The organism is Dactylosporangium sp. CA-152071, assembly GCF_050936335.1.
Classification (GTDB): domain Bacteria; phylum Actinomycetota; class Actinomycetes; order Mycobacteriales; family Micromonosporaceae; genus Dactylosporangium; species Dactylosporangium maewongense.
Window position 1 is genome coordinate 3,006,577 of the sequence record NZ_JBNJMZ010000002.1, and the last position, 19,999, is coordinate 3,026,575.

Sequence of the window (19,999 nt, forward strand, 5' to 3'; positions counted from 1 at the left end):
CTTCGAAACACTCCTTCTCGACCGCACCACCCTGTAGCTCCCCCTCGACCTGGCACCCATCAGGGGCGGACGCGGGTCGCGGCTCCGACACAACCGTCACCTCGGCCGCCAGCACAGTGGACTCGTCCACCTCGGGTGCGTGGACAGTGGCCTTGCTTGCCTCGGGCGTGTGGGCGGCGGCCTGGTCCAGCTCGGCGATCAGCCTGGCATTGCGGAGTCGGGTGAGCTTGGTCGCATGCCGGGCAGCCAGGCCGTGACGGCGGGCCTCCGCGAACTCCGCCCGGGCCCGGACCCGCCCGTCTTGCGCCCACCGTGGCCCAGCGGCAGCGAGAGTCGCAGCAGGCCGGGCGTGCCCCTCGGTGGGCTCGACGGCCACCGAGGCCGCCGGTGACCGGTCGGCACTCGAAGTGGTTCGTGGAAAGGCGAAACAGAGCTGTTGATGGCGCACACCCGACCCCCGTCCCGGTGGCTTGCGCCGCCCGAAAGCGGCTTGAACCCATCGTCGTGGGTGCACCGACCGACGTCCAGCCGCGAGCGCCAGCATCTACGAAGAGGTACCGAGTCGCTACGCATCGTCGATTCCCGGTGATGAGCGGAGCACGCCGCGCGGGGAAGGAGTAGGAAGATGACATGACGGATCTGGAGGCTGTGACCGACTGGGTTTCGGGCTACGTCAGGGCCTGGAACAGCAACGATCCCACCGAGATCGGCGGCCTGTTCGCCGAGGATGCCGCGTACTACCCGGCGCCGTTCGAGGAGCCGTGGCGGGGGCGGGGGACGATCGTGAAGCAGTGGCTGGCTCGTCGGGACCGGCCGGGCGAGACCACGTTCACGTGGCATCCGGTGACGGTCGGGTCTGAGTTAAGCGTTGTGCAGGGCGTGACCGTGTATCCGAAGCGGGTGTTCAGCAACCTGTGGCTGATCCGGCTCGACACCGTGGGGCAGTGCCGGGAGTTCACCGAGTGGTGGATGCAGCAGCCAGCTCGCGCCTGATCGCGCCGACGAGGAAGACGACGAACGCGACCGGGGCGGCGGGAAGACCGACCAGCGCGGTGAGCACACCAGGGCGAGCCGGCCAGGCGGGTGCCGGGCGGCCGGGGCTGGTGTGTCCGGCGAGGAGGGCACGATCGGCGATGTCGATGGACAGGATCTGATCGGGCAGGACCATCAGCTCTTGAGCCTGCGTCGGGACGGCGGCCCGTGCCGAGGACTGCGGCGACGCCGAAGTCGAAGCCTGGACCGAGAACTCTGACGGGGTCGGAGGTGAGACCTGCGACGACGCCGAAGCCGGGACCTGGGCCGTGGGGTGTGAGGGGGCCTGGGACTGCGACGAGGACGGGGGTGCGACTTGCGCCTGGGGCGGCGTTTGCGGCGAGTCCGAAGACTGGGCCGAGAGCTGCGGGGCAGCCGGAGGTAAGACCTGCGGCGAGGCCGAAGCCGCGACCTGAGCCGAGAACTGCGGGGCAGCCGGAGGTAAGACCTGCGACGAGACCGAAGACTGGGCCGAGAGCTGCGGGACAGCCGGACGTAAGACCTGCGACGAGACCGAAGACTGGGCCGAGAGCGGTGGGGCAGCCGGAGGTGAGACCTGCGGCGAGGCCGAAGCCGCGACTTGAGCCGAGAACTGCGACGCGGCCAGAGGTGAGACCTGCGGCGAAGGCGAGGCTTGGGCTGGAGGGGGCGGCGGGGACGTGACCTGGGCGGGTGACGAAGGCTGCGGCGAAGGCTGGGACTGCGGCGACGGCGGTGGGGGCGTCGTCAGGGAGGGGGTGATGGCGAGGATCGACAGGCGTTGGACCAGGGCGTAGGCGGTCGGGGGGTAGTCGCGTTCGTCATCGAGAGGGCCGAGGTCGGTCACGGGCTCGGGGCGGAAGGCGACGACCAGGGCGCGGTCGGCCCACCAGCCGATGAGGCGGAGGGTGGTCACGCCGTACAGGTGGATGGTGCCTGGAAGGGGGGATCCGTTGGTTTCGGAGATGAAGGTGATGGTGGAGTCGCGGCCTGCGTCGGTGACGACGGCGAGGGAGTTGTTAGCAGGCGCGTAGGCGCCCTTGCCTGCGAGGCGTTGGCCGGCGGGGAGGGAGAAGCAGCCCTGCTTGACGCACACCGTGGTGTCGAGCTGGACGGCGAGGTCGCCGTTGGAGGAGAAGGCGGCGGCGATCGGCGTCCGGGGCGTGGCGGCGAGGCCGGCGGGGAAGGGGAGGACTGTGCGGTACGTGCCGGTGTCGAGCGTGAGGACGCCGATGGAGGAGCCTTCGATGTACACGGCGAGGCGGTCCTGGTGCGGCGACCAGGCCAGCGGCGTGGCGTGTCCGCCGGCCGGTGCGGGGACTGGGAGCCGGCGGATGTGGCCGTCGCCGAGTGTGCGCACCGCGATCGAGGAGTCCGGGGAGGAGCCCAGGGCGTCGTGCGGGTACGCGACCATGGTGCCGTCGGGGGACAGCAGCAGCGACTCGCCGGGGGTTGCGGCGCCCTCGGAGGCCACGTCGAGGATGTGCTGGCCGCCGCGGGCGTCGACGAACGACACGCTGCCCTCGGTGTCGGTCAGGATGTTGTGCAGGCCGGGTGTGCTGCCGCCGATCGCGACCGGCACCGCGGTGACGGGCGCCGAGTCGAGTGTCGGTGTCCACGGCCACGGTGCGTCGACCCGGGCGGGGAAGCCGTCCAGGGCAACCGCGGGCGGTTGGTGCCAGGTGGAGGCGACGCCCACGCCGTAGGTGAGGCCGAGCAGGCCCAGGTAGGCGGCGACGACGTACAGCAGCCAGCGAGCGACAGGAGTCACGAAGGGCCCGGGAAGAACGGCCGGAGGCGCCGGCGGACGACGGTGGTGTAGGTGAGCAGGAGGGCCGTCGTCAGGAGGTGGAAGACGGCGAAGGCGAGCGCCGCGTGGGCGGCCGGCCAGGTGGGCGACAGGTGGTCGTTCAGGATCGCGAGTGTCAGCGTCGGCACGAGGGCGATGCGCCACACGAGGATCGTCCAGTGGCGGAGGGCGGCGCGCCGGTCCAGGCCGAGACGGGTGGCGGTGGCGCCGGTGAGGAGGAGCCAGAGCAGGAAGCAGGCCAGGTACGACCAGAGGCCGGTCCGCGCGAGCGACACGGCGTCGGCGGCAGTCCGGAAGGCGTCATCGAGAGGCGGGGTGGTCGCCGGGTCGTGGAGCGCCGCGTCCGCGCGCCGGAGGGCCCAGATGGAGTAGGCCTGCAGGGCGGCGTGCGCGAGACCGGCGGCGATGAATGCACCAGTGACGACCGGCCAGAGTGATCCGCCGCCAGCGACAGGCCACAGTGAAGTGCCGTCGGCCAAACCCAGAGAAGAAGAGCCGGAGGGAGAAGGCGGGGCACCGCCGGCCACGGGGCGGGTGTCGCCGGAGGAGCGTGGAGCGCCGCCGGGGAGAGGTTGTGTGCCGCCGGCGGTGACGAGGGCCTCGACCGCCGCCGCGTCTGGGACGGCACCGTGGGTGGCGCAGAGCAGTTCGGCGCCGGTGGGGTAACCGGGCAGGTCGCAGCGCGCACAGGGCATCGGCACGGCGGTCACAAGATCGGCAGCGTAGACGACGGGTGGGTGGTGTGCCGACCGCCGAACGTGCCGGATGCGGAGCGCGACAGGCTGTCGTGATTGCGCCAATGCGCGCCCGCCGGAGGTCGGCTGTGCATACGGTTGATCAATGAACGACTCCCAGCAGCGCGCCGATCAGCTGGTCGACGTGCTCGTCACCGAGTTCGGTGAGCTGATGGCCCAGGACCCCGCCGCGTTCCGCCGGAAGTTCCGCAAGATGGCGGCGACGCCGTTCGCGTTCTACCGGGGCAGCGCCTGTGTCTACTACGCCGACCTCAACGGCGTCGCCGACCCGTTCCTCGACGAGCGGACCTCGTCGGTGTGGATCCACGGCGACCTGCACGCCGAGAACTTCGGCACGTACCTGAACTCCGAGGGCATCCTCGTGTTCAACGTCAACGACTTCGACGAGGCGTACGTCGGGCCGTTCATCTGGGACCTGAAGCGGTTCGCCGCCAGTATCGCGCTCATCGGCTACGCGAAGGCCCTGTCCGACGCGGTGATCAGCGACCTCGTCAAGCAGTACAGCCGCACGTACGTGTCGGAGCTGCGCGCGATCGCCGCCGGCGGCGAGGAGGCGATCGGCTCGCTGACCCTGGACACGACCGAGGGCGTGCTGCGCGACGTGCTGCAGCGGGCCCGGCTCAACACGCGGGTCGCGCTGCTCGACGAGCAGACGGTGATCGAGGACTACGACCGCCGGTTCGCGATGGGCGACGGGGTGTACGCGGTGGACGCCGACACCCGCGCGGAGGTCGAGGCGGCGTTCGCGGCGTACCTGCACACGCTGCCGTCGTGGGACGGGTCTCGGTCGCCCAAGTACACGATCAAGGACGTCGTGATGCGCAAGGGCGTCGGTATCGGCTCGGCCGGCCTGCCGTCCTACAACGTGCTGCTCGAGGGCCACACCCAGGCGCTGGAGAACGACGTCATCATCTACATGAAGCAGGGCCAGACGCCGGCGGTGTCGCGGTGGATCACCGACCCGAAGGTCAAGGCGTACTTCAAGCACCAGGGCCACCGCACGAGCGAGTCGCAGCACGCCCTGCAGGCGCACGCGGACTCGTGGGCGGGCTACACGGAGCTGCGCGGCGTCGGGCAGGTCGTCGCGGAGGTGTCGCCGTACGCCGCGGACCTCGACTGGAGCGACGTCAACGAGCTGGCGGACCTGACGAGCGTGGTCGAGTACCTCGGCCGGGCGACGGCCAGGATGCACTCGGTCGCCGACGACGAGTCCAGCCACGATCTGGTGAACTTCTCCACCGAGGAGGCGATCGTCGCCGCGATCGACCGCGACGAGGAAGGGTTCGTCGCCTCGATCGCCGACTTCGCGCACGAGTACGGCGCCCGCGCCCGCGCCGACCACCAGATCTTCGTCGACCTCTTCCGCAACGGGAAGTTCCCGGGCCTGTAAAGATACGAGTATGGCCGCGCGAATCGAACGAATCGTCACCGAAGGCACGTTCTCGCTGGACGGCGAGACGTTCGACGTCGACAACAACGTGTGGATCGTCGGCGACGACGAGGAGGCGATCGTCATCGACGCCGCCCACGACGCCGCCGCGATCCTGCACGCCGTCGGCTCCCGGCGGTTGCTGGCGATCGTCTGTACGCACGGCCACGACGACCACATCGACGCCGCCCCGGAGGTGGCGCTGCGCACCGGCGCGCCGATCCTGCTGCACCCGCAGGATCTGCCGCTGTGGCACATGCGCCACCCCGACCTCGAACCGTCCGCGACCCTGGCCGACGGTCAGGTCATCACGGTCGCCGGCACCGACCTGACGGTCCTGCACACGCCCGGCCACAGCCCCGGCGCCGTCTCCCTGTCGGCGCCGGAGCTCGGCGTCGTCTTCACCGGCGACACCCTCTTCCAGGGCGGCCCCGGCGCCACCGGCAGATCATTTTCGGACAAGCCGACGATCCTGGAGTCGATCCGGACCCGCCTGCTCACCCTCCCGGGCGACACGGTCGTCCACACCGGCCACGGTACGGACACCACCATCGCCGCCGAGTCAGGGATCTAGCAAGCAGATCAAAAACGGAACAGCGGGTGCAGGGTGATCCCCTCGGCCGCCAGCGCCTCGGTCCCGCCCTCCTGACGGTCGATGACACACACGGCGTCGGAGACGATCGCCCCGGCCGACCGCAGCGCCGCGGCCGACAGGGCGATCTGGCCACCCGAGGTGACGACGTCCTCGACCAGCAGGACCCGGCGGCCGGTGAGGTCGGCGCCCTCGGCGAGGCGGCCGGTGCCGTAGGGCTTCGCGGCCTTGCGGACGAACGCGCACGGCAGCCCCGCGTGCCGGGCGAGCGCGACGACGACCGCGATCCCGCCCATCTCCAGCCCGGCGAGGACCTCCGTGCCGGCGGGGACGAGCCGGGCCAGCCCGGCGCCGACGGCGTCGAGCAGGACCGGGTCCGCCTCGAACTGGTACTTGTCGAAGTAGTGCGTCGCGGTGCGCCCCGATCGCAGGACGAACGAGCCGGTCAGGCGGCAGCGCTCGGCGATGATCGCGGCGAGGTCAGCGGTTTCCACAAGGTTGAAGGATCCCATCGGCGGGGACAGACAACGGCGCCGGGGGCTGCCATGATGTCCGGCGTGATTCGCCTCTATGGACTGCTGTTCCTGATCGACCTGGTGATGCTGGTCGTCGCGCTCATCGACTGCCTGTCCTCCGACGAGGACCGGGTGCGCAACCTGCCGAAGGTCGCCTGGGTGTTCATCATCCTGCTGTTCTCCCCGGTCGGGTGGATCGCCTGGTACGCCGCCGGGCGCCCGCAGGCCGTCCGGGCGGGCGGCACCTGGCGGCCGGGCAGCGGCTTCCCGGAGCGCGAGCGGCCGCGGTCCGTCGCGCCCGACGACGACCCCGCGTTCCTGCGCGAGCTCGCCCGCTCGCGCCGCGACGACGAGGAGATGTTCAGCAAGTGGGAGGCCGACCTCCGCCGCCGCGAGGAGGAGCTGCGCCGCCGCGAGGAACGCCCCGAAAGCTAGACCAGAAAGCCAGCCCGGAAAGCCAGACCGGAAACTAGCGCAGCCCGGCGTCGAGCCGGGCCCGCAGCCAGGGCAGCATGACGTCGGCCTGGTCCTGCTGGAAGCGGCGCAGCGTCGGCAGCCCCGGCGGCGCGGGCTGCCGGGCCCCGTCGGTGAAGAACGCCGCCAGGCCCGCCACCACGGCGGTCACGTCACCGGGGTCGGGCGAGAAGCAGTCGAGCACATCGTCGGAGATCTCCCCGCCGTACAGGCGGACATTGAGCAACAGCGAGAGGGTGTCGAACCAGGAGACGCCCACCGCGGCGCCCGGCCAGTCGACGACCATCACCGAACCGTCCGGGCGGATCAGCAGGTTGTCGGCGCGGATGTCGACATGCACCAGCCGGTCCCCGGCCAGGGCCGCCGTCCCCCGGTCGGCGAGCTCGACGAGCAGGTCCAGGTTGGCCGCCGCCCACGGATCCAGCGACGGCGGCGGATCGGCCGCCAGCCGCCGCCAGCCGGCGAAGTTGTGAGCGAGCAGCGAGGGCAGCGCCGGCAGCCCCGTCGCCGGCACCGCGAGCCGCCGCAGCGCGTCCAGGACGGCCTCGAGGTCCGGTTGCTGCCACGGTACGAGCGGCTGCCGGCCCTCCACGTCGGCGAACACGAGCGCCACCCAGGTGCCGTCGTCGTGGAACCCGAGCAGGCGGGGCGCCGGCACGTCCGCCGGCAGCGCCGCGGTGACCCGGGCCTCGGCGCGGTGCAGCACGACGCTGTGCTCGTTGTGCGCGGCACTGACCGCCTTGACGAACGCCCGCGAGCCGTCGGCCAGGCGCACCCTGTCCGCGGTGCCGGGCGAGAACCCGCCGACCTGCGACACGGCCTCCACGACCGGCCCGCCCAGGATCCCCTCGACCGCCGCGTGCACCGACGGCGGCAGGTCGTCCCAGCCGATGCGTACCCCGGAAGCCTGCACCATCGCACGATCGTCCCACCTCCGGCCGCGCCTGCGCGAGCACGCGATCGGGTGCTGCTAGCATTCCGGTCGTCGTACAGCTGATCGGGGAGAGCGGGCGGACGGTGGACCAGCGGCAGAGCTTGGGTCCGGTGCTCACGGTGCCGAACCTGATCAGCTTCGCCCGCCTGCTCGGCGTGCCCCTGTTCCTGTACCTGTTCCTCGCCACCGACGCGACCGGCTGGGCGGTCGGCGTGCTCGTCGTCGGCGGGCTCAGCGACTGGGTCGACGGCTTCGCCGCCCGCCGCCTCAAGCAGGTCAGCCGCCTCGGGGAGCTCCTCGACCCCCTCGCCGACCGCCTGTACATCCTGGCGACGCTGTTCGCGCTGACGTTCAAGGACGTCGTGCCGTGGTGGTTCACGATCGCGCTGCTGGCCCGCGAGGCCGTCATGATCCTGTGCCTCGTCGTCCTGCGCGTTCTCGGCCACGGCCCGCCGCCCGTGCACTATGTCGGCAAGACCGCCACCGCGGTGCTGCTGATGGGCTTCCCGATGATGCTGCTCGCCAAGTTCAGCGAGGCCGCTCGCCCGTGGGCGCTGCCGAGCGGCTGGGCGCTCCTGTGGTGGGGGATCGTCCTGTACTGGGTGGCCGCCGTCTTCTACTTCATCCAGGCCGCGATCCACGTGCGGGCCGGCCGGCTCGCGTCGTGACGTTCGCTCGCCGCGACGACCTGCTCGGCGACCTGTTCCGCACGCCGCTCGACCCGGGCTACGCGCAGGCCGCCGCCCGCCGCCGGGAGGGCACGCCGCCGCCCCGGTGGGGGCCGGCCGCCCGGGCCGTGACGCTCGCGGCCGTCGGGTTCCTGCTGGCCGTGGCGTACCACCAGGTGGTGGCCGAGGCGCCGTCGGCGAGCCGGGCGCGCGACGACCTGGTCGCCGACGTCCGTTCGCGGCAGCGCACGGCGGAGGACCTGCAGCGCCAGGTCGACGTGCTCCGCACCCAGGTCGACGAGGCCCGCGACAACGCCCTCGCCGACGCCTCCGGCGCCGCGACGCTGCGCGGCCTCGCCGCCGGCGCCGGCACCGCGAAGGTCACCGGCGACGGGGTCGTCGTCCGCGTCGTCGACGCTCCCCCGCAGGTCGACCCGGTCACCGGCCACACCGCCGAGGAGAACCTCGGCATCGTGCTGGACCGCGACCTGCAGGACGTCGCCAACGGCCTCTGGCAGGCCGGGGCCGAGGCCATCGCCGTCAACGGCCAGCGCCTCACCGCCACCAGCACCATCCGCGCCGCCGGCGGCGTGATCCTCGTCGACTTCAAGCCCGTCACCAGCCCGTACGACGTCGCCGCCATCGGCTCCCCCGACATCGCCGACCGGTTCTCCTCGTCCACGACCGCCCGCCGGTTCCGCCGGTACGTCGACAACTACCGCATGCAGTTCACCGTCAAGACCCGCAAGGGCCTCGTCCTCGCCGCCGCCCCCGAGCCCCCGCTGCGGTACGCCCACCCGCCGGCACCCTCGGTGTCGCCATCACCCACTGGAGGTCACCGGTGATCGCGGTGCTCGCACTCGCCATCGGCGTCGCGGCGGGAATCTTCCTCGAGCCGACCGTGCCGCTGGGTCTGCAGCCGTACCTGCCGATCGCCGTCGTCGCCGCCCTGGACGCGGTTTTCGGGGGCGTGCGGGCGAAGCTCGACGGCATCTTCGACGACAAGCAGTTCACCATCTCGTTCATCTCCAACGTGCTGGTCGCCGCCCTCATCGTCTACCTCGGTGACCAGCTCGGCGTCGGCGGCCAGCTCTCCACCGGCGTCGTCGTCGTCCTGGGCGTGCGCATCTTCAGCAACGCCGCCGCCATCCGCCGTCATCTCTTCCGCGCATGACTCCCACCGACGACACCCCGCCCGCCGACGGCGACCACCTCCACCCCACACATCACCTCCGCCCCACACATGAGGACGGTGCGCAGCCCTCCTCGCCGGCCGAGGGTGACAACCCCGAGGACGGTGCGCGGTCCTCCTCACCGGCCGAGGGTGAGCACCTCTCCCCCGCGGGCGAGGACAGTGCCGGGCGCTCCTCTTCGACGCCTTCCCGCCGGCGCCCTCCATCACCCCGCCAGCTCCCCCGTACGGGCGACATTTCGGAAATGTCCGGAAGAGGGGGCTCGGAGCCGGAGGGCAGGAAGAAGCCCCCGGCGGAACGGGCCGGAAGCGAAGAACCCGAAACGGAGCACGGGACGACCCCCGCGGAAGCAGTCCCGGGTGAGTCCGAGGGCGCTCCCCCGCCGGGTGAGGCGACGGATGCCGGTGGCAGGAGGCGGTGGGGCGGGACCGGACTGGTCATCGCGCTGCTGCTGGGGCTGCTCGGGTTCGGGATCTCGGTGCAGTTCAAGGCGGGCAACTCCGACGCCGAGCTGGCCGCCGCCAGGCCCGAGGACCTGGTGCGGATCCTGTCGGATCTCGACGCGCAGCAGGATCGGCTGCGGCGGGAGATCAGCGACCTGGAGGAGACGCGGCGGCAGCTGGACTCGGGGGCGCAGGGGCGCGACGCGGCGCTCGCCGAGGCCCGGAAACGGGCCGACGAGCTGGGGATCCTTGCGGGGACGCTGCCGGCGGAGGGGCCCGGGCTGTCGATCGAGATCACCCCGGGCACGGAGAAGGTCAAGGCCGAGGTCATCCTCGACGCGATCGAGGAGCTGCGCGGCGCCGGCGCCGAGGCGATGCAGATCAGCGGGCGCGAGGGCGGCACGGTCCGCGTCGTCGCCGCGACCTACTTCGTGGACGGGGACAACGACCGGCTGGTGGTCGCCGGGTCGAGTCTCACGGCGCCGTATACGATCATGGTCATCGGAGGGCCTGACACCATGCGCACTGCGCTGAACATCCCCGGAGGGGTGGTGGACAGCGTGCGGCAGCACGGCGGTACGGTTCTGGTGCGCGAAGCGGACCCGGTGCGCGTGACAGCGTTGCACGCCGCCGGTGAGTTGCGATACGCAAAGCCAGCTTGACCCGGCACCCGACGACGGACCGGCCAGCACGAGCGAAGGACCGACGTGATTCCCGAGGATCTGCGTTACACGGCGGAGCACGAGTGGCTCGCACCGGCCGACGCCGGCGCCTTCAAGGTCGGCATCACCGACTTCGCCCAGGAAGCGCTGGGCGACATCGTGTTCGTGCAGCTGCCGGAGGTCGGCGCGAAGGTGCAGGCCGGCGAGTCGTTCGGCGAGGTCGAGTCGACCAAGAGCGTGTCGGAGATCTACGCTCCGGTGTCGGGTGAGATCGTCGCGGTCAACGCCGCCCTGGACGCCACGCCCGAGGTGCTCAACTCCGACCCGTACGGCGCCGGCTGGCTGGTCGAGCTCAAGGCAGACGACCCGGCGGCCGTCGACGCGCTGCTCGACGCCGCGGCGTACGGGGAACTGACCGAGAACAGCTGAGCAGCACCGCGAACTGAAACAGCGCACCAGCAGACAACGTCCGAAGAGACTGACAGGAAATACGGCAATAGGCTGCCGCGCGTCTGGTTGACCCGTGATTTCGGGCGTGACTAGGCTCGCTCAGTCAACCGTATGCATCGGCCTGTCGCATCGGAGGACACCCGAAGAGACGACCGTGAGGTGGTTCCATGACGCGCCCAGACGACGAGTTCCCCCCGCTCGACGTCACGTCCACGCTCAACCTTGGCGCCATTGAGGATGCCATCGCCGGGCAGGACGACGACGTGGTCCCCACCCGCGTGTCGGGCTCACTGCCACCCGGCACGGCCCTGCTGGCGGTCCGCCGCGGGCCCAACGCCGGTGCCCGCTTCCTGCTCGACCACGACGTGACGACCAGCGGTCGGCACCCCGACAGTGACATCTTCCTCGACGACGTCACGGTGTCGCGTCGCCACGCCGAGTTCCACCGCGAGGGTGGCACGTTCACGGTCCGCGACGTCGGCAGCCTCAACGGCACGTATGTGAACCGCGAGCGGGTCGAGGCCGCGACCCTCAGCAACGGCGACGAGGTCCAGATCGGCAAGTTCCGCCTCGTGTTCGTGGCAGGACCGCGCCCCGACGAGAGCTGAGGCGATGACGGCGTCGGCAGCCGCCTGGGACACACCGCAGGACCGCGACGGACACGACCGTGGCGGTCCTCAAGGTGCTGCCCGGGGTGAGCGCCTGATGAGCATCGGTGAGGTGCTCGCGCAGCTGCGCGCCGACTTCCCGGACGTGACGATCTCGAAGCTGCGGTTCCTGGAGACCGAGGGTCTCGTGGAGCCGCGGCGGACGCCGGCCGGCTACCGCAAGTACACCTGGACCGACATCTCCCGGCTGCGCTACGTGCTGACCGCCCAGCGTGACCAATATCTCCCGCTTCGGGTGATCCGCGAGCATCTCGCGACGATGGGCGACCCGCTCACCGACGTGTCGCAGTCCGCGCTGCCGGTCGAGGCCACCCCCGAGGTGCGGCTCAACCGCGAGGAGCTGCTCGACAAGGCCGGCCTGAGCGACGACACGCTGCGCGCCCTGGAGGGGCACGGCCTGGTGAAGCCCCGGCCTGGTGGCGGGTTCGACGCCGACGCGCTCGAGGTGGCGACGGCGGCGGCGCGGCTGGCCGAGTTCGGCATCGAGCCGCGCCACCTGCGGGCCTACCGGGCCGCAGCGGACCGCGAGATCGGCCTGTTCAGCCAGCTGGTGACGCCCATGACCCGGCAGAGCGGGCCGGCCGCCCGAGCCCGGGCCGCGGACACCGTCCACGAGCTGGCCGCACTGACCCAGCGGGTGCATGCCGCCTTGGTGCGAGCGGGCCTGCGCGAGATCCTGGGTAAGTGAGACCCTCCTTCGCACCCTCGACCGGAGCGATCTTCGCCACTGAGCGCACTTGGCCGGTGGCGCGAGTGGCACGACCGCCCCTTGGTCCGTGTACCGTGCAGGGAGTGGCAAGTCGACACGGAGGCGGGCAGTGCGAGAGCTGAATGTGGTCGGTGTTCGCGTGGAGCTGCCTACCAATCAGCCCATCGTGTTGCTCAAGGAGGTCGACGGCGACCGCTACCTGCCGATCTGGATCGGTGCGGTGGAGGCGACCGCGATCGCCTATGAGCAGCAGGGGGTCAAGCCTGCGCGGCCGCTCACCCACGACCTGATGCGCGACATGCTGGCGGCGCTCAAGGCACCGCTGAAGGCGGTCGAGATCGTCGAGATGCGCGACAACATCTTCTATGCCGAGCTGGTCATCGGCGACAACGTGCGGGTCTCCGCCCGGCCGAGTGACTCGATCGCTCTGGCGCTGCGGGTGGGTGCGCCGATCCGCTGCGCGGACCAGGTGCTCACCGAGGCCGCCATCGTCATCCCGGACGAGCAGGAGGACGAGGTGGAGAAGTTCCGCGAGTTCCTGGAGCAGGTCCGCCCGGAGGACTTCGCCGGGTAGTAGGTTCGGTTCCGAAGGGTCTCCTCGTACCGCCGACATATCGGACAAATGGTTACGATGGCGACGCGCGGAAAATTTGACGCACCGGCACCCGGCGTGTCGCGGCGTTACCTCCCCGCTGACCCTCAAGGTGCGCTATAGGGTTGCGGGTGTTGACGCTGGAGGTGGGTCGCAATGCAACAGCCGCCCGATCCCGGGATATCCGGTCATGCTGCTGACACGGTTTCGGTGAGTACGATCGCCAAGTCCGACGACGTCGGCTACCGCGGTCCGACCGCCTGCCACGCCGCCGGGATCAGCTACCGGCAGCTCGACTACTGGGCCCGCACCGGGCTGGTGGTGCCGAGCGTGCGCGACGCGGCGGGCTCCGGCAGCCAGCGGCTCTACTCGTTCCGCGACATCGTGGTGCTCAAGGTCGTCAAGCGCCTCCTGGACGCGGGCGTCTCCCTGCAGAACATCCGCAAGGCGATCGAGACCCTGCGCTCCCGTGGCGTCGCCGACCTGGCCGGCATCACCCTGATCTCCGACGGCACCACCGTCTACGAGTGCCGCTCCCCCGAAGAGGTCGTCGACCTGCTGCAGGGTGGCCAGGGCGTGTTCGGCATCGCGATCTCCGGCGCGTTCAAGGAGATCGAGGGCACCCTGTCGCACCTGCCCGCCGAGGCGGCCACCCCCGCCGAGGAGGTCCCGGTCTCCGCCGACGACTTCACCCAGGCCGGCGGTGACGAGCTGGCCATGCGCCGCGCCCGCCGCCGCGCGGGCTGAGGCCCGGCACCCTCCAGCACCACCCACGCCGGTCGACCATCCCAGGTCGACCGGCGTTTCCGCATGCCCGCACGATCCGCGGACCTGGCAAAAGGCATGGCATGAAAGGTGGGGTCGGCGTCGTTGCGGACATCCCCGCTGCGCCGCGAGGATCGGAGGCATGGCGGCTCGGCGGGTACTGGTGGTGCTGTTCGACGGGGTGCAGAGCCTCGACGTGACCGGACCGGTCGAGGTGTTCGCCGGCGCCGAGCAGGCCAGGAGCGGGTCGTACAGCGTCCGCACCGGCAGCGTCGGCGGCCTCGGCGTCCGGACGTCCAGCGGGCTCCGGATGCTGCCGGACGAGGACCTGGCCCACGCTGACCCGGCGGACGTGCTGGTCGTGCCCGGCGGCGTCGGCACCCGGACGAGCGACCCGCGGCTCGTCGACTGGCTCCGCGGCGCCGTGCCCCGGGCCGGGCGGGTGGCGTCGGTGTGCACGGGGGCGTTCCTGCTCGCCGAGGCCGGCCTGCTCGACGGGCGCCGCGCCACGACCCACTGGCGCCACGCCCCGGCGCTCGCCCGCCGCTTCCCCGGCGTCACCGTCGACACCGAGCCGATCTTCGTGCACGACCGGGGCGTCTGGACGTCCGCCGGGGTCACCGCCGGCATCGACCTGGCCCTCGCGGTCGTCGAGCAGGACCACGGCCGGGATCTCGCGCTCGAGATCGCCCGGCACCTCGTGATGTTCGTCCGCCGGCCCGGCGGGCAGCGGCAGTTCAGCGCGCAGCTGGAGGCGCAGGTCGCCGACCGCGACCCGCTGCGGGAGGTGCAGCGCCACATCGCCGAGCACCCCGGCGGCGACCTCACCGTCGAGGCCCTCGCGAGGCGGGCCAACCTGTCCCCGCGCCAGTTCAGCCGGGCGTTCACGGCGGAGGTCGGCACGCCGCCCGGCCGCTACGTCGACCGGGTCCGCCTGGAGACCGCCCGCCGGCACCTCGAGGAGGGCGCGTTCGTGGAGGACACGGCGCGTGCCTGTGGCTACGGCACCGGCGAGGCCATGCGCCGCGCGTTCATCCGGACGCTCGGTGTCACACCGACCGACTACAAGGAGCGGTTCTCATGCAGCTGATTTTCGTGGTGTACGACGGAATGACCGCCCTGGACGCGATCGGCCCCTACGAGATCCTGTCGCGGCTGCCCGGCGCGCGGGTCACGTTCGCCGGGGTGCAGGCCGGCCCCGTCCGCACCGACACCGGAGCGCTCTCCCTCGTCGCCGACCGGGCCCTCGCCGACTGCCGCGACCCCGATCTCGTCCTGGTCCCCGGCGGCCCGTCCGTGCGCGACCAGGTGACCGACACCGCCCTGCACGACTGGCTGCGCGCCGTCGACCCCGCCACGACCTGGACGACGTCGGTCTGCACCGGTTCGCTCATCCTCGCGGCCGCGGGCCTGCTGCGGGGCCGGACCGCGACGTCGCACTGGCTCGCGTTGGATCTGCTGCCGATGTACGGCGTGACACCCGTCGCCGAACGGGTCGTCCAGGACGGCAAGTACGTGACCGGCGCGGGCGTCTCGGCCGGCATCGACCTGGCGCTCACCCTGGCGGCCACGATCGCCGGGCCGCAGGTGGCCCAGTCGATCCAGCTCGCCTGCGAGTACGACCCCCGGCCGCCGTTCACCGCCGGCTCACCGCTGACCGCTCCCCCGGCCCTCGTGTCGCGGCTGCGCGCGGACGCCCACCTCGTGCTGACGACATAGACTGCTGGTCGTGGCGTTCCGTGGCTGGCCCGCCGAGGCCCTCGACTTCTACGACGGCCTCGAGGCCGACAACTCCAAGACGTACTGGACCGCCCACAAGGCGGTGTACGAGGAGCAGGTCCGCGCCCCGATGCTCGCCCTGCTGGAGGAGCTCGCGCCGGAGTTCGGCCCGGCGAAGATCTTCCGCCCGTACCGGGACGTCCGGTTCAGCGCCGACAAGTCGCCGTACAAGACCTCGTGTGCGGCCTCGTTCGAGCAGGGCGGCTACGTCCAGCTGACGGCGGCCGGCCTGGCGGCGGGAGCCGGCGCGTACATGATGGACTCCCCGCGGCTGGCGAAGTTCCGCCAGGCGGTCGCCGACAACTCCAGCGGCGCCCCGCTCACCGAGATCGTCGCCGCCCTGGAGGCGAAGGGCACCTCGGTCACGTCGCACGAGCAGCTGAAGACCGTCCCGCGCGGCTTCCCGAAGGACCACCCGCGCGCGGACCTGCTGCGGCAGAAGGGCCTGATCGCGTGGCACCAGTTCGAGCTGCGGCCCTGGCTGGGCACCGCGAAGGCGAAGACGCACCTGGTGACGTTCTTCCGCTCGTGCGCCCCGCTCCAGGAGTGGCTCGCCACCCACGCCTGACCCGCCGCGTACACCATGATCCGGAAGACTTCGTGCCGTCAGAGGTGCACAAGATCTACCGGATCACGAGGCACCGACCGAAGTCAGCCGTAGCACGGCGTACACCATGATCCGGAAGACTTCGTGCAGCTACGGATGCACAAGGTCTACCGGATCACGAGGCACCGACCGAAGTCAGCCGTAGCGCGGCGTACAACATGATCCGGAAGACTTCGTGCGGCTCAGGGGCACGAGGTCTACCGGATCACGAGGCGCCGACCGGAGCCAGCCGTAGCACGGCGTACAACATGATCCGGAAGACTTCGTGCCGTCAGAGGTGCACAAGGTCTACCGGATCACGAGGCGCTGGGTCTTGTCGGGGCGGACAAAAGGTGTCGGGCGGGGTCAGCGGCGTTCGACGGCGGCCATGACGACGTCGAACGGGGCTGCGGCGGCCCGGGCGGCCTCGGCGCGGTCAGCGGCCTCCCGCTCGACGGCGTCGTGCCACAGGGCGCCCTCGGTGCGCATCGCCTCGCGGGCGGCCGACGCGCCGGCCTGCCAGGCGGCCTCCTCGGCGGCGGCGCGCAGCAGCGTGGCGGGACGCTCGCCGACCGGGACCTCCGGCGGGTCGGCCAGCAGGTTGCCCGGCGGGACGAAGACGACGGGCAGGCCGGAGCCGACCACCGCCGCGTGCCGGCGCGCCTCGAACTCCGGGGCGGAGGCCACCGCGTCGGCGTAGACGGCGGCGGTGCGGGCCGCGATCGCCTCCCACGAGTGCCGGTCCCGGACCATCTGCCGGGCCTTCGTCGCCAGGCCCTGCGCGAACATCGGGTCCTGCAGCAACGCGTCGACGGCGTCGGCGAGGCCGTCGGGCTCACCGACGGGGAAGCGGACGCCGGTGACGCCGTGCTCCACGATCGAGGCGAGCCCACCCGTCGACGCGACGACGAGCGCCGCACCCGAGGCCGCGGCTTCGAGGGCGACGGTGCCGGTCGGCTCATACCGGCTCGGCACGACGAACGCGTCGGCGGCGGCGAGGACCGCGGCGAGGGTGCGCTGGTCGAGCTGGCCGGGGAAGCTGACGGCGCGGTGCAGCTTGCGCTTGCGCGCCTCCTCGATGAGGGCGGCCCGGTAGTCACCGTCGCCGACGACGACGGCGCGCGTGCCGGGGTGCCGGTCGCGGATCGCCGGGAGGGCCTCGAGCAGGTCCTGGACGCCCTTCTCGGCGATGAGCCGGCCCGCGGAGACCAGCAGCGGCCCCTCGCCGGCGAAGCGGAGCCGGGCCGCGAGGACCTCGCGGGCGCCCGCCGTCCACCTGTCGGGGTCGATGCCGTTGGGCACGACGTCGACCCGCTCGTCGGGGACGTCGAAGAGGTGCTGGACCTCCCACCGCAGGTACTCGGTGGGCACGATCACCCGGCACGCCTCGGAGCCCAGCCACCACTCGACGGAATGCACGGAGCGGCTGGTGTCGCCGGTGAGGTAGCCCTGCCGCCGGCCCGCCTCGGTCGCCTGCATCGAGGCGACGAACGGCACCCCGAGCGCCTCCTTGAGGGTGACCGCGGCGTGGGTGACGAACCAGTCGTGGGCGTGGATGATGTCATACCCCTCGGCGGGCACGGTGCGGACCGCGGCCTCGGCGAGCAGGTGGTTGACGGCCATCGTGTCGGCGAGCGCGCCGGCCCCGCCCGCCCCGTCGGCGGAGGGCAGCGGCGCGGCGCGGACCACCCGCACGCCGTCGACGACGGACTCCGGCACAGGACCATGGCGGGTCACCACGGTCACCGAGTGACCGGCGGCGGCCAGTGCTGCTGACAACGCTGCGATGCGCCCGCGGGGCGCACCATCTGTCGACGGACTCTGAAAATCCCAGGCGATCATCAAGACGCGCATTGCGGATACCTCTCGTCGCCGACTGTCACCGTAGCGCGTTCCGGCGCTTGCGCGGAGCAGCATCGCGGGCCAATTTCAACTTTTCGGTCTTGCCGGAAGATGCCGTTTGCAACTTGCGATTCGCCCTGATGGCGGCCCTCGCGTGCAGCACCGCGGCGACCGAGCGGGCCGAGAACGGGGCGCCGGTCGCGCGGTGCGGGGCGTCACCCTCCGCGATCTCGCTGACGGAGCCGAGGCCGCACTCGCCGAGGTGCGCCTCGACGGCGGTGAGCACGGTCTCCACCGGCAGCCCGGCCGCGATCCGCGCCTCGACGTACGGCCCCAGCAGCCACAGCCACGCGGTCCCCTGGTGATACGCCGTGTCGCGGGCGACCACGCCGCCGCGGTGGGTGCCGTGGTAGCCGTACTCGGCCGGGGCGAGGCTGCGCAGCCCGAGCGGCGTGACGAGGGTCGCCCCGATCGCCTGCAGCACCTGCGTACGCAGCCGCGGCTCGTCGGCGGCCGGCGCGTACGGCAGGCTGAACGCGAGCAGCTGGTTGGGGCGCAGGACGGCGTCGTCGTGGATGCTGCCGCCGCCCTTCGGGTAGGCGGCCGGCCGGGCGTCGACGAGGTCGAAGAGCCACCCATCGGGGGCCCGGAACCGCTTGACGACCTGGGCCTTCACCGCCTCCCGGCGGGAGTGCACGACGGAGGCGTCGCGGCCGCAGCGCTCCCGCAGCGCGCCGACGGCGCCGAGGGCGTTGGCCCACAGGGCGTTGAGCTCGACGGGCTTGCCGTCGCGCGGGGTGACGGGGCCGCGGGGCAGCCGCGCGTTCATCCAGGTGAGGCCGGACTCGTCGGCCTCGACGGCGAGCAGCCCGTCGGAGGTGTCGGCGCGCACGCCGTCGCGGGTGCCTTTGGTGTACGCCGCGATCACGCCCTCCAGCACCGGCAGCAGCTCCGCGGCGAGGGCGTCGTCGCCGGTACGGGCGACGTGCCGCTCGGCGGCGTGCACGAACCACAGCGGCCCGTCGCAGTCGCCCAAGCGGGAGGCGCGCATCCGCTCGGGGAGGTCGGCGTGGGCCCGCAGCAGCCGGGCGCCCTCGTCGAACCGTCCGGTGGCGAGGAACAGGCCCTCGTAGGCGGTCATCGTGTCGCGCAGGTAGCTGCCGAACCACGGGTACCCGGCCACGACGTCGGGCGTCCCGTCGGGCTTCGTGACGATGCACTGGTCGGCGGCGAGCACGAGCGCCTTGTCGACGGCGTCGCGGGCACCGGCGGTGGCGGCGGTCCGCAGCAGCTTCCGCGCCCGGCGCCGCGTGTCGGCCACCACGGTGGCCGCCGCGGGTGGCACGGCGTCGAGGTCCCCGGACCAGGCGGACACCGACAGCGTCTCGTCGAGGGCCAGGGTGGCCTGGAACGTGCCGGCGGCCCACAGGTCCTCGACCGGGTTCAGGCCCCGGGCCGCCTCCTCGCGGGCATACGCGTCGAGGTACCACTCGCCGACCGGCCGGAAGTCCGGCCCGTCGACGCGGTAGGCGCCGTCGACGGTGAACCCGCCGCCCCCGGCCAGCTCGACCGCCGGCGGCTCGGTCGTCCGGTCCCGTTCGCCGTCGGCGTCGCGCCACGTGCACAGCGCGGTCAGCGCCAGCTCGACCGTGACACCGGCGGGCGCGTCGACGAGCCGGTGCACGACGGCGACGCTGTTGCGCCCGTGCGTCATCGCGACCTCGCGCTCGACCACGACCTCGCCGATCCGCCAGCGCCAGCGCGGCACGCCGTCGGCGAGCTCGAAGTGCTCGAGGTGGTGGTGGCCGGCCGGCTCGATCGCGCCGGACGCCCACTCATGCACGGCGAGGCGCACGGTGGCTCCGCCCGGCAGGGTGACGACGGGGTCGAGGGCGGCGAGCGCGAGGTGGCGGTCCGGGGTCACGAGCAGGCCGTGGTACCGCCGGGTGCGGAGCCCCGCGACCGTCCCGGTCGCGTAGCCACCGGTCCCGTCGGTGACGAGCCACTCGTGTTCGAACCCGGAAGCCGAGCCGCAGACATGGGGGCCGAAGGTCATGACCGATCCCGGGGGCATGTGCCCAACTATGATCCAATCCCCCTTGTTTGAAACGTGCGCCACACG

Annotated in this window: 22 protein-coding genes; 16 read left to right on the forward strand and 6 right to left on the reverse strand. The window is 72.1% G+C overall.

Translation table 11 applies throughout. The features are described from left to right. Positions 1 to 630 precede the first annotated feature (630 nt). Positions 631 to 993, forward strand: coding sequence for a nuclear transport factor 2 family protein (locus ACQEVZ_RS53460; protein ID WP_433383427.1), 363 nt, complete (start codon positions 631 to 633; stop codon positions 991 to 993). Here ACQEVZ_RS53460 and ACQEVZ_RS53465 read toward each other — a convergent pair. Together ACQEVZ_RS53465 and ACQEVZ_RS53470 are read right to left on the reverse strand one after the other, a co-directional pair. Next, positions 956 to 2,782 (reverse strand): hypothetical protein, encoded by a 1,827-nt coding sequence (locus ACQEVZ_RS53465; protein ID WP_433383429.1) that lies wholly within the window; start codon positions 2,780 to 2,782, stop codon positions 956 to 958. The genes ACQEVZ_RS53460 and ACQEVZ_RS53465 overlap by 38 nt on opposite strands. After that, positions 2,779 to 3,531: a hypothetical protein gene (locus ACQEVZ_RS53470; protein WP_433383431.1), complete on the reverse strand. Its 753-nt coding sequence runs from the start codon at positions 3,529 to 3,531 to the stop codon at positions 2,779 to 2,781. Before ACQEVZ_RS53470 ends, ACQEVZ_RS53465 begins: the two co-directional genes overlap by 4 nt. A gap of 130 nt (positions 3,532 to 3,661) precedes the next feature. On the opposite strand from ACQEVZ_RS53470, the gene ACQEVZ_RS53475 reads away from it, so the two are divergent. Beyond that, positions 3,662 to 4,966, forward strand: coding sequence for a DUF2252 domain-containing protein (locus ACQEVZ_RS53475; RefSeq protein ID WP_344498192.1), 1,305 nt, complete (start codon positions 3,662 to 3,664; stop codon positions 4,964 to 4,966). Positions 4,967 to 4,976: 10 nt separating this feature from the next. After that, positions 4,977 to 5,579 (forward strand): MBL fold metallo-hydrolase, encoded by a 603-nt coding sequence (locus tag ACQEVZ_RS53480; protein WP_344498190.1) that lies wholly within the window; start codon positions 4,977 to 4,979, stop codon positions 5,577 to 5,579. An 8-nt stretch (positions 5,580 to 5,587) separates the two neighbouring features. Here ACQEVZ_RS53480 and pyrE read toward each other — a convergent pair whose 3' ends face one another. Beyond that, positions 5,588 to 6,091: an orotate phosphoribosyltransferase gene (gene pyrE / locus ACQEVZ_RS53485; RefSeq protein WP_354892654.1), complete on the reverse strand. Its 504-nt coding sequence runs from the start codon at positions 6,089 to 6,091 to the stop codon at positions 5,588 to 5,590. Positions 6,092 to 6,154: 63 nt separating this feature from the next. Here pyrE and ACQEVZ_RS53490 point away from each other — a divergent pair, with 63 nt between their 5' ends. Continuing rightward, positions 6,155 to 6,547 carry a PLD nuclease N-terminal domain-containing protein gene (locus ACQEVZ_RS53490; protein ID WP_344498186.1) on the forward strand — a complete coding sequence of 131 codons (393 nt, stop codon included), beginning with the start codon at positions 6,155 to 6,157 and terminating at the stop codon, positions 6,545 to 6,547. Positions 6,548 to 6,581: 34 nt separating this feature from the next. Here the strand turns inward: ACQEVZ_RS53490 and ACQEVZ_RS53495 are convergent, their stop codons facing one another. Then, positions 6,582 to 7,502, reverse strand: coding sequence for a phosphotransferase family protein (locus ACQEVZ_RS53495; protein WP_433383434.1), 921 nt, complete (start codon positions 7,500 to 7,502; stop codon positions 6,582 to 6,584). Between the two features lie 119 nt (positions 7,503 to 7,621). On the opposite strand from ACQEVZ_RS53495, the gene ACQEVZ_RS53500 reads away from it, so the two are divergent. From ACQEVZ_RS53500 to ACQEVZ_RS53555, 12 genes are all read left to right on the forward strand, one after another. Further along, positions 7,622 to 8,188, forward strand: a complete 567-nt coding sequence (locus ACQEVZ_RS53500) for a CDP-alcohol phosphatidyltransferase family protein (RefSeq protein ID WP_344500652.1) — start codon at positions 7,622 to 7,624, stop codon at positions 8,186 to 8,188. Then, on the forward strand, positions 8,185 to 9,033 hold the full coding sequence (locus tag ACQEVZ_RS53505) for a DUF881 domain-containing protein (RefSeq protein WP_433383436.1): 849 nt from the start codon (positions 8,185 to 8,187) through the stop codon (positions 9,031 to 9,033). The genes ACQEVZ_RS53500 and ACQEVZ_RS53505 overlap by 4 nt, the downstream gene beginning before the upstream one ends. Then, complete coding sequence (locus ACQEVZ_RS53510) at positions 9,030 to 9,362, forward strand: small basic family protein (protein WP_344498180.1); 333 nt, start codon at positions 9,030 to 9,032, stop codon at positions 9,360 to 9,362. The genes ACQEVZ_RS53505 and ACQEVZ_RS53510 overlap by 4 nt, the downstream gene beginning before the upstream one ends. A gap of 263 nt (positions 9,363 to 9,625) precedes the next feature. Then, positions 9,626 to 10,486 carry a DUF881 domain-containing protein gene (locus ACQEVZ_RS53515; protein WP_433383438.1) on the forward strand — a complete coding sequence of 287 codons (861 nt, stop codon included), beginning with the start codon at positions 9,626 to 9,628 and terminating at the stop codon, positions 10,484 to 10,486. Positions 10,487 to 10,531: 45 nt separating this feature from the next. After that, entirely contained in the window at positions 10,532 to 10,915 is a 384-nt protein-coding gene (gcvH, locus tag ACQEVZ_RS53520; RefSeq protein ID WP_344498176.1) for a glycine cleavage system protein GcvH, read from the forward strand. A gap of 188 nt (positions 10,916 to 11,103) precedes the next feature. Beyond that, positions 11,104 to 11,544: an oxoglutarate dehydrogenase inhibitor Odhl gene (gene odhI, locus ACQEVZ_RS53525; protein WP_344498174.1), complete on the forward strand. Its 441-nt coding sequence runs from the start codon at positions 11,104 to 11,106 to the stop codon at positions 11,542 to 11,544. A 97-nt stretch (positions 11,545 to 11,641) separates the two neighbouring features. Beyond that, positions 11,642 to 12,292 carry a transcriptional regulator FtsR gene (gene ftsR, locus ACQEVZ_RS53530; RefSeq protein WP_344498172.1) on the forward strand — a complete coding sequence of 217 codons (651 nt, stop codon included), beginning with the start codon at positions 11,642 to 11,644 and terminating at the stop codon, positions 12,290 to 12,292. 130 nt (positions 12,293 to 12,422) lie between these two features. After that, a complete protein-coding gene (locus tag ACQEVZ_RS53535; protein WP_033358824.1) occupies positions 12,423 to 12,887 on the forward strand; it encodes a bifunctional nuclease family protein in 465 nt (154 codons plus the stop codon). A gap of 174 nt (positions 12,888 to 13,061) precedes the next feature. Then, the gene (locus ACQEVZ_RS53540; protein ID WP_433383441.1) at positions 13,062 to 13,652 is read left to right on the forward strand and encodes a MerR family transcriptional regulator; all 591 of its coding nucleotides are present in this window, start codon (positions 13,062 to 13,064) and stop codon (positions 13,650 to 13,652) included. A 160-nt stretch (positions 13,653 to 13,812) separates the two neighbouring features. Beyond that, positions 13,813 to 14,760, forward strand: coding sequence for a GlxA family transcriptional regulator (locus tag ACQEVZ_RS53545; protein ID WP_433383443.1), 948 nt, complete (start codon positions 13,813 to 13,815; stop codon positions 14,758 to 14,760). Then, on the forward strand, positions 14,751 to 15,389 hold the full coding sequence (locus tag ACQEVZ_RS53550; protein ID WP_433383445.1) for a DJ-1/PfpI family protein: 639 nt from the start codon (positions 14,751 to 14,753) through the stop codon (positions 15,387 to 15,389). The genes ACQEVZ_RS53545 and ACQEVZ_RS53550 overlap by 10 nt, the downstream gene beginning before the upstream one ends. Positions 15,390 to 15,399: 10 nt before the next feature. Beyond that, positions 15,400 to 16,017: a DUF2461 domain-containing protein gene (locus ACQEVZ_RS53555; RefSeq protein ID WP_433383447.1), complete on the forward strand. Its 618-nt coding sequence runs from the start codon at positions 15,400 to 15,402 to the stop codon at positions 16,015 to 16,017. A 384-nt stretch (positions 16,018 to 16,401) separates the two neighbouring features. Here the strand turns inward: ACQEVZ_RS53555 and ACQEVZ_RS53560 are convergent, their stop codons facing one another. Both ACQEVZ_RS53560 and ACQEVZ_RS53565 read right to left on the reverse strand, forming a co-directional pair. Next, positions 16,402 to 17,952 (reverse strand): glycosyltransferase family 4 protein, encoded by a 1,551-nt coding sequence (locus ACQEVZ_RS53560; protein WP_433383449.1) that lies wholly within the window; start codon positions 17,950 to 17,952, stop codon positions 16,402 to 16,404. Further along, on the reverse strand, positions 17,915 to 19,951 hold the full coding sequence (locus ACQEVZ_RS53565) for an amylo-alpha-1,6-glucosidase (protein WP_433383451.1): 2,037 nt from the start codon (positions 19,949 to 19,951) through the stop codon (positions 17,915 to 17,917). Before ACQEVZ_RS53565 ends, ACQEVZ_RS53560 begins: the two co-directional genes overlap by 38 nt. Positions 19,952 to 19,999 lie beyond the last annotated feature (48 nt).

Coding starts and splice junctions, on each gene's coding strand:
- ACQEVZ_RS53495 (WP_433383434.1), bottom strand. CDS start 7,502: ATGGTGCAGGCTTCCGGGGTACGCATCGGCTGGGACGACCTGCCGCCG.
- ACQEVZ_RS53550 (WP_433383445.1), top strand. CDS start 14,751: ATGCAGCTGATTTTCGTGGTGTACGACGGAATGACCGCCCTGGACGCG.
- ftsR (WP_344498172.1), top strand. CDS start 11,642: ATGAGCATCGGTGAGGTGCTCGCGCAGCTGCGCGCCGACTTCCCGGAC.
- ACQEVZ_RS53545 (WP_433383443.1), top strand. CDS start 13,813: ATGGCGGCTCGGCGGGTACTGGTGGTGCTGTTCGACGGGGTGCAGAGC.
- ACQEVZ_RS53480 (WP_344498190.1), top strand. CDS start 4,977: ATGGCCGCGCGAATCGAACGAATCGTCACCGAAGGCACGTTCTCGCTG.
- ACQEVZ_RS53560 (WP_433383449.1), bottom strand. CDS start 17,952: ATGCTGCTCCGCGCAAGCGCCGGAACGCGCTACGGTGACAGTCGGCGA.
- ACQEVZ_RS53540 (WP_433383441.1), top strand. CDS start 13,062: ATGCAACAGCCGCCCGATCCCGGGATATCCGGTCATGCTGCTGACACG.
- ACQEVZ_RS53565 (WP_433383451.1), bottom strand. CDS start 19,951: ATGCCCCCGGGATCGGTCATGACCTTCGGCCCCCATGTCTGCGGCTCG.
- ACQEVZ_RS53515 (WP_433383438.1), top strand. CDS start 9,626: ATGTCCGGAAGAGGGGGCTCGGAGCCGGAGGGCAGGAAGAAGCCCCCG.
- ACQEVZ_RS53475 (WP_344498192.1), top strand. CDS start 3,662: ATGAACGACTCCCAGCAGCGCGCCGATCAGCTGGTCGACGTGCTCGTC.
- odhI (WP_344498174.1), top strand. CDS start 11,104: ATGACGCGCCCAGACGACGAGTTCCCCCCGCTCGACGTCACGTCCACG.
- ACQEVZ_RS53460 (WP_433383427.1), top strand. CDS start 631: ATGACGGATCTGGAGGCTGTGACCGACTGGGTTTCGGGCTACGTCAGG.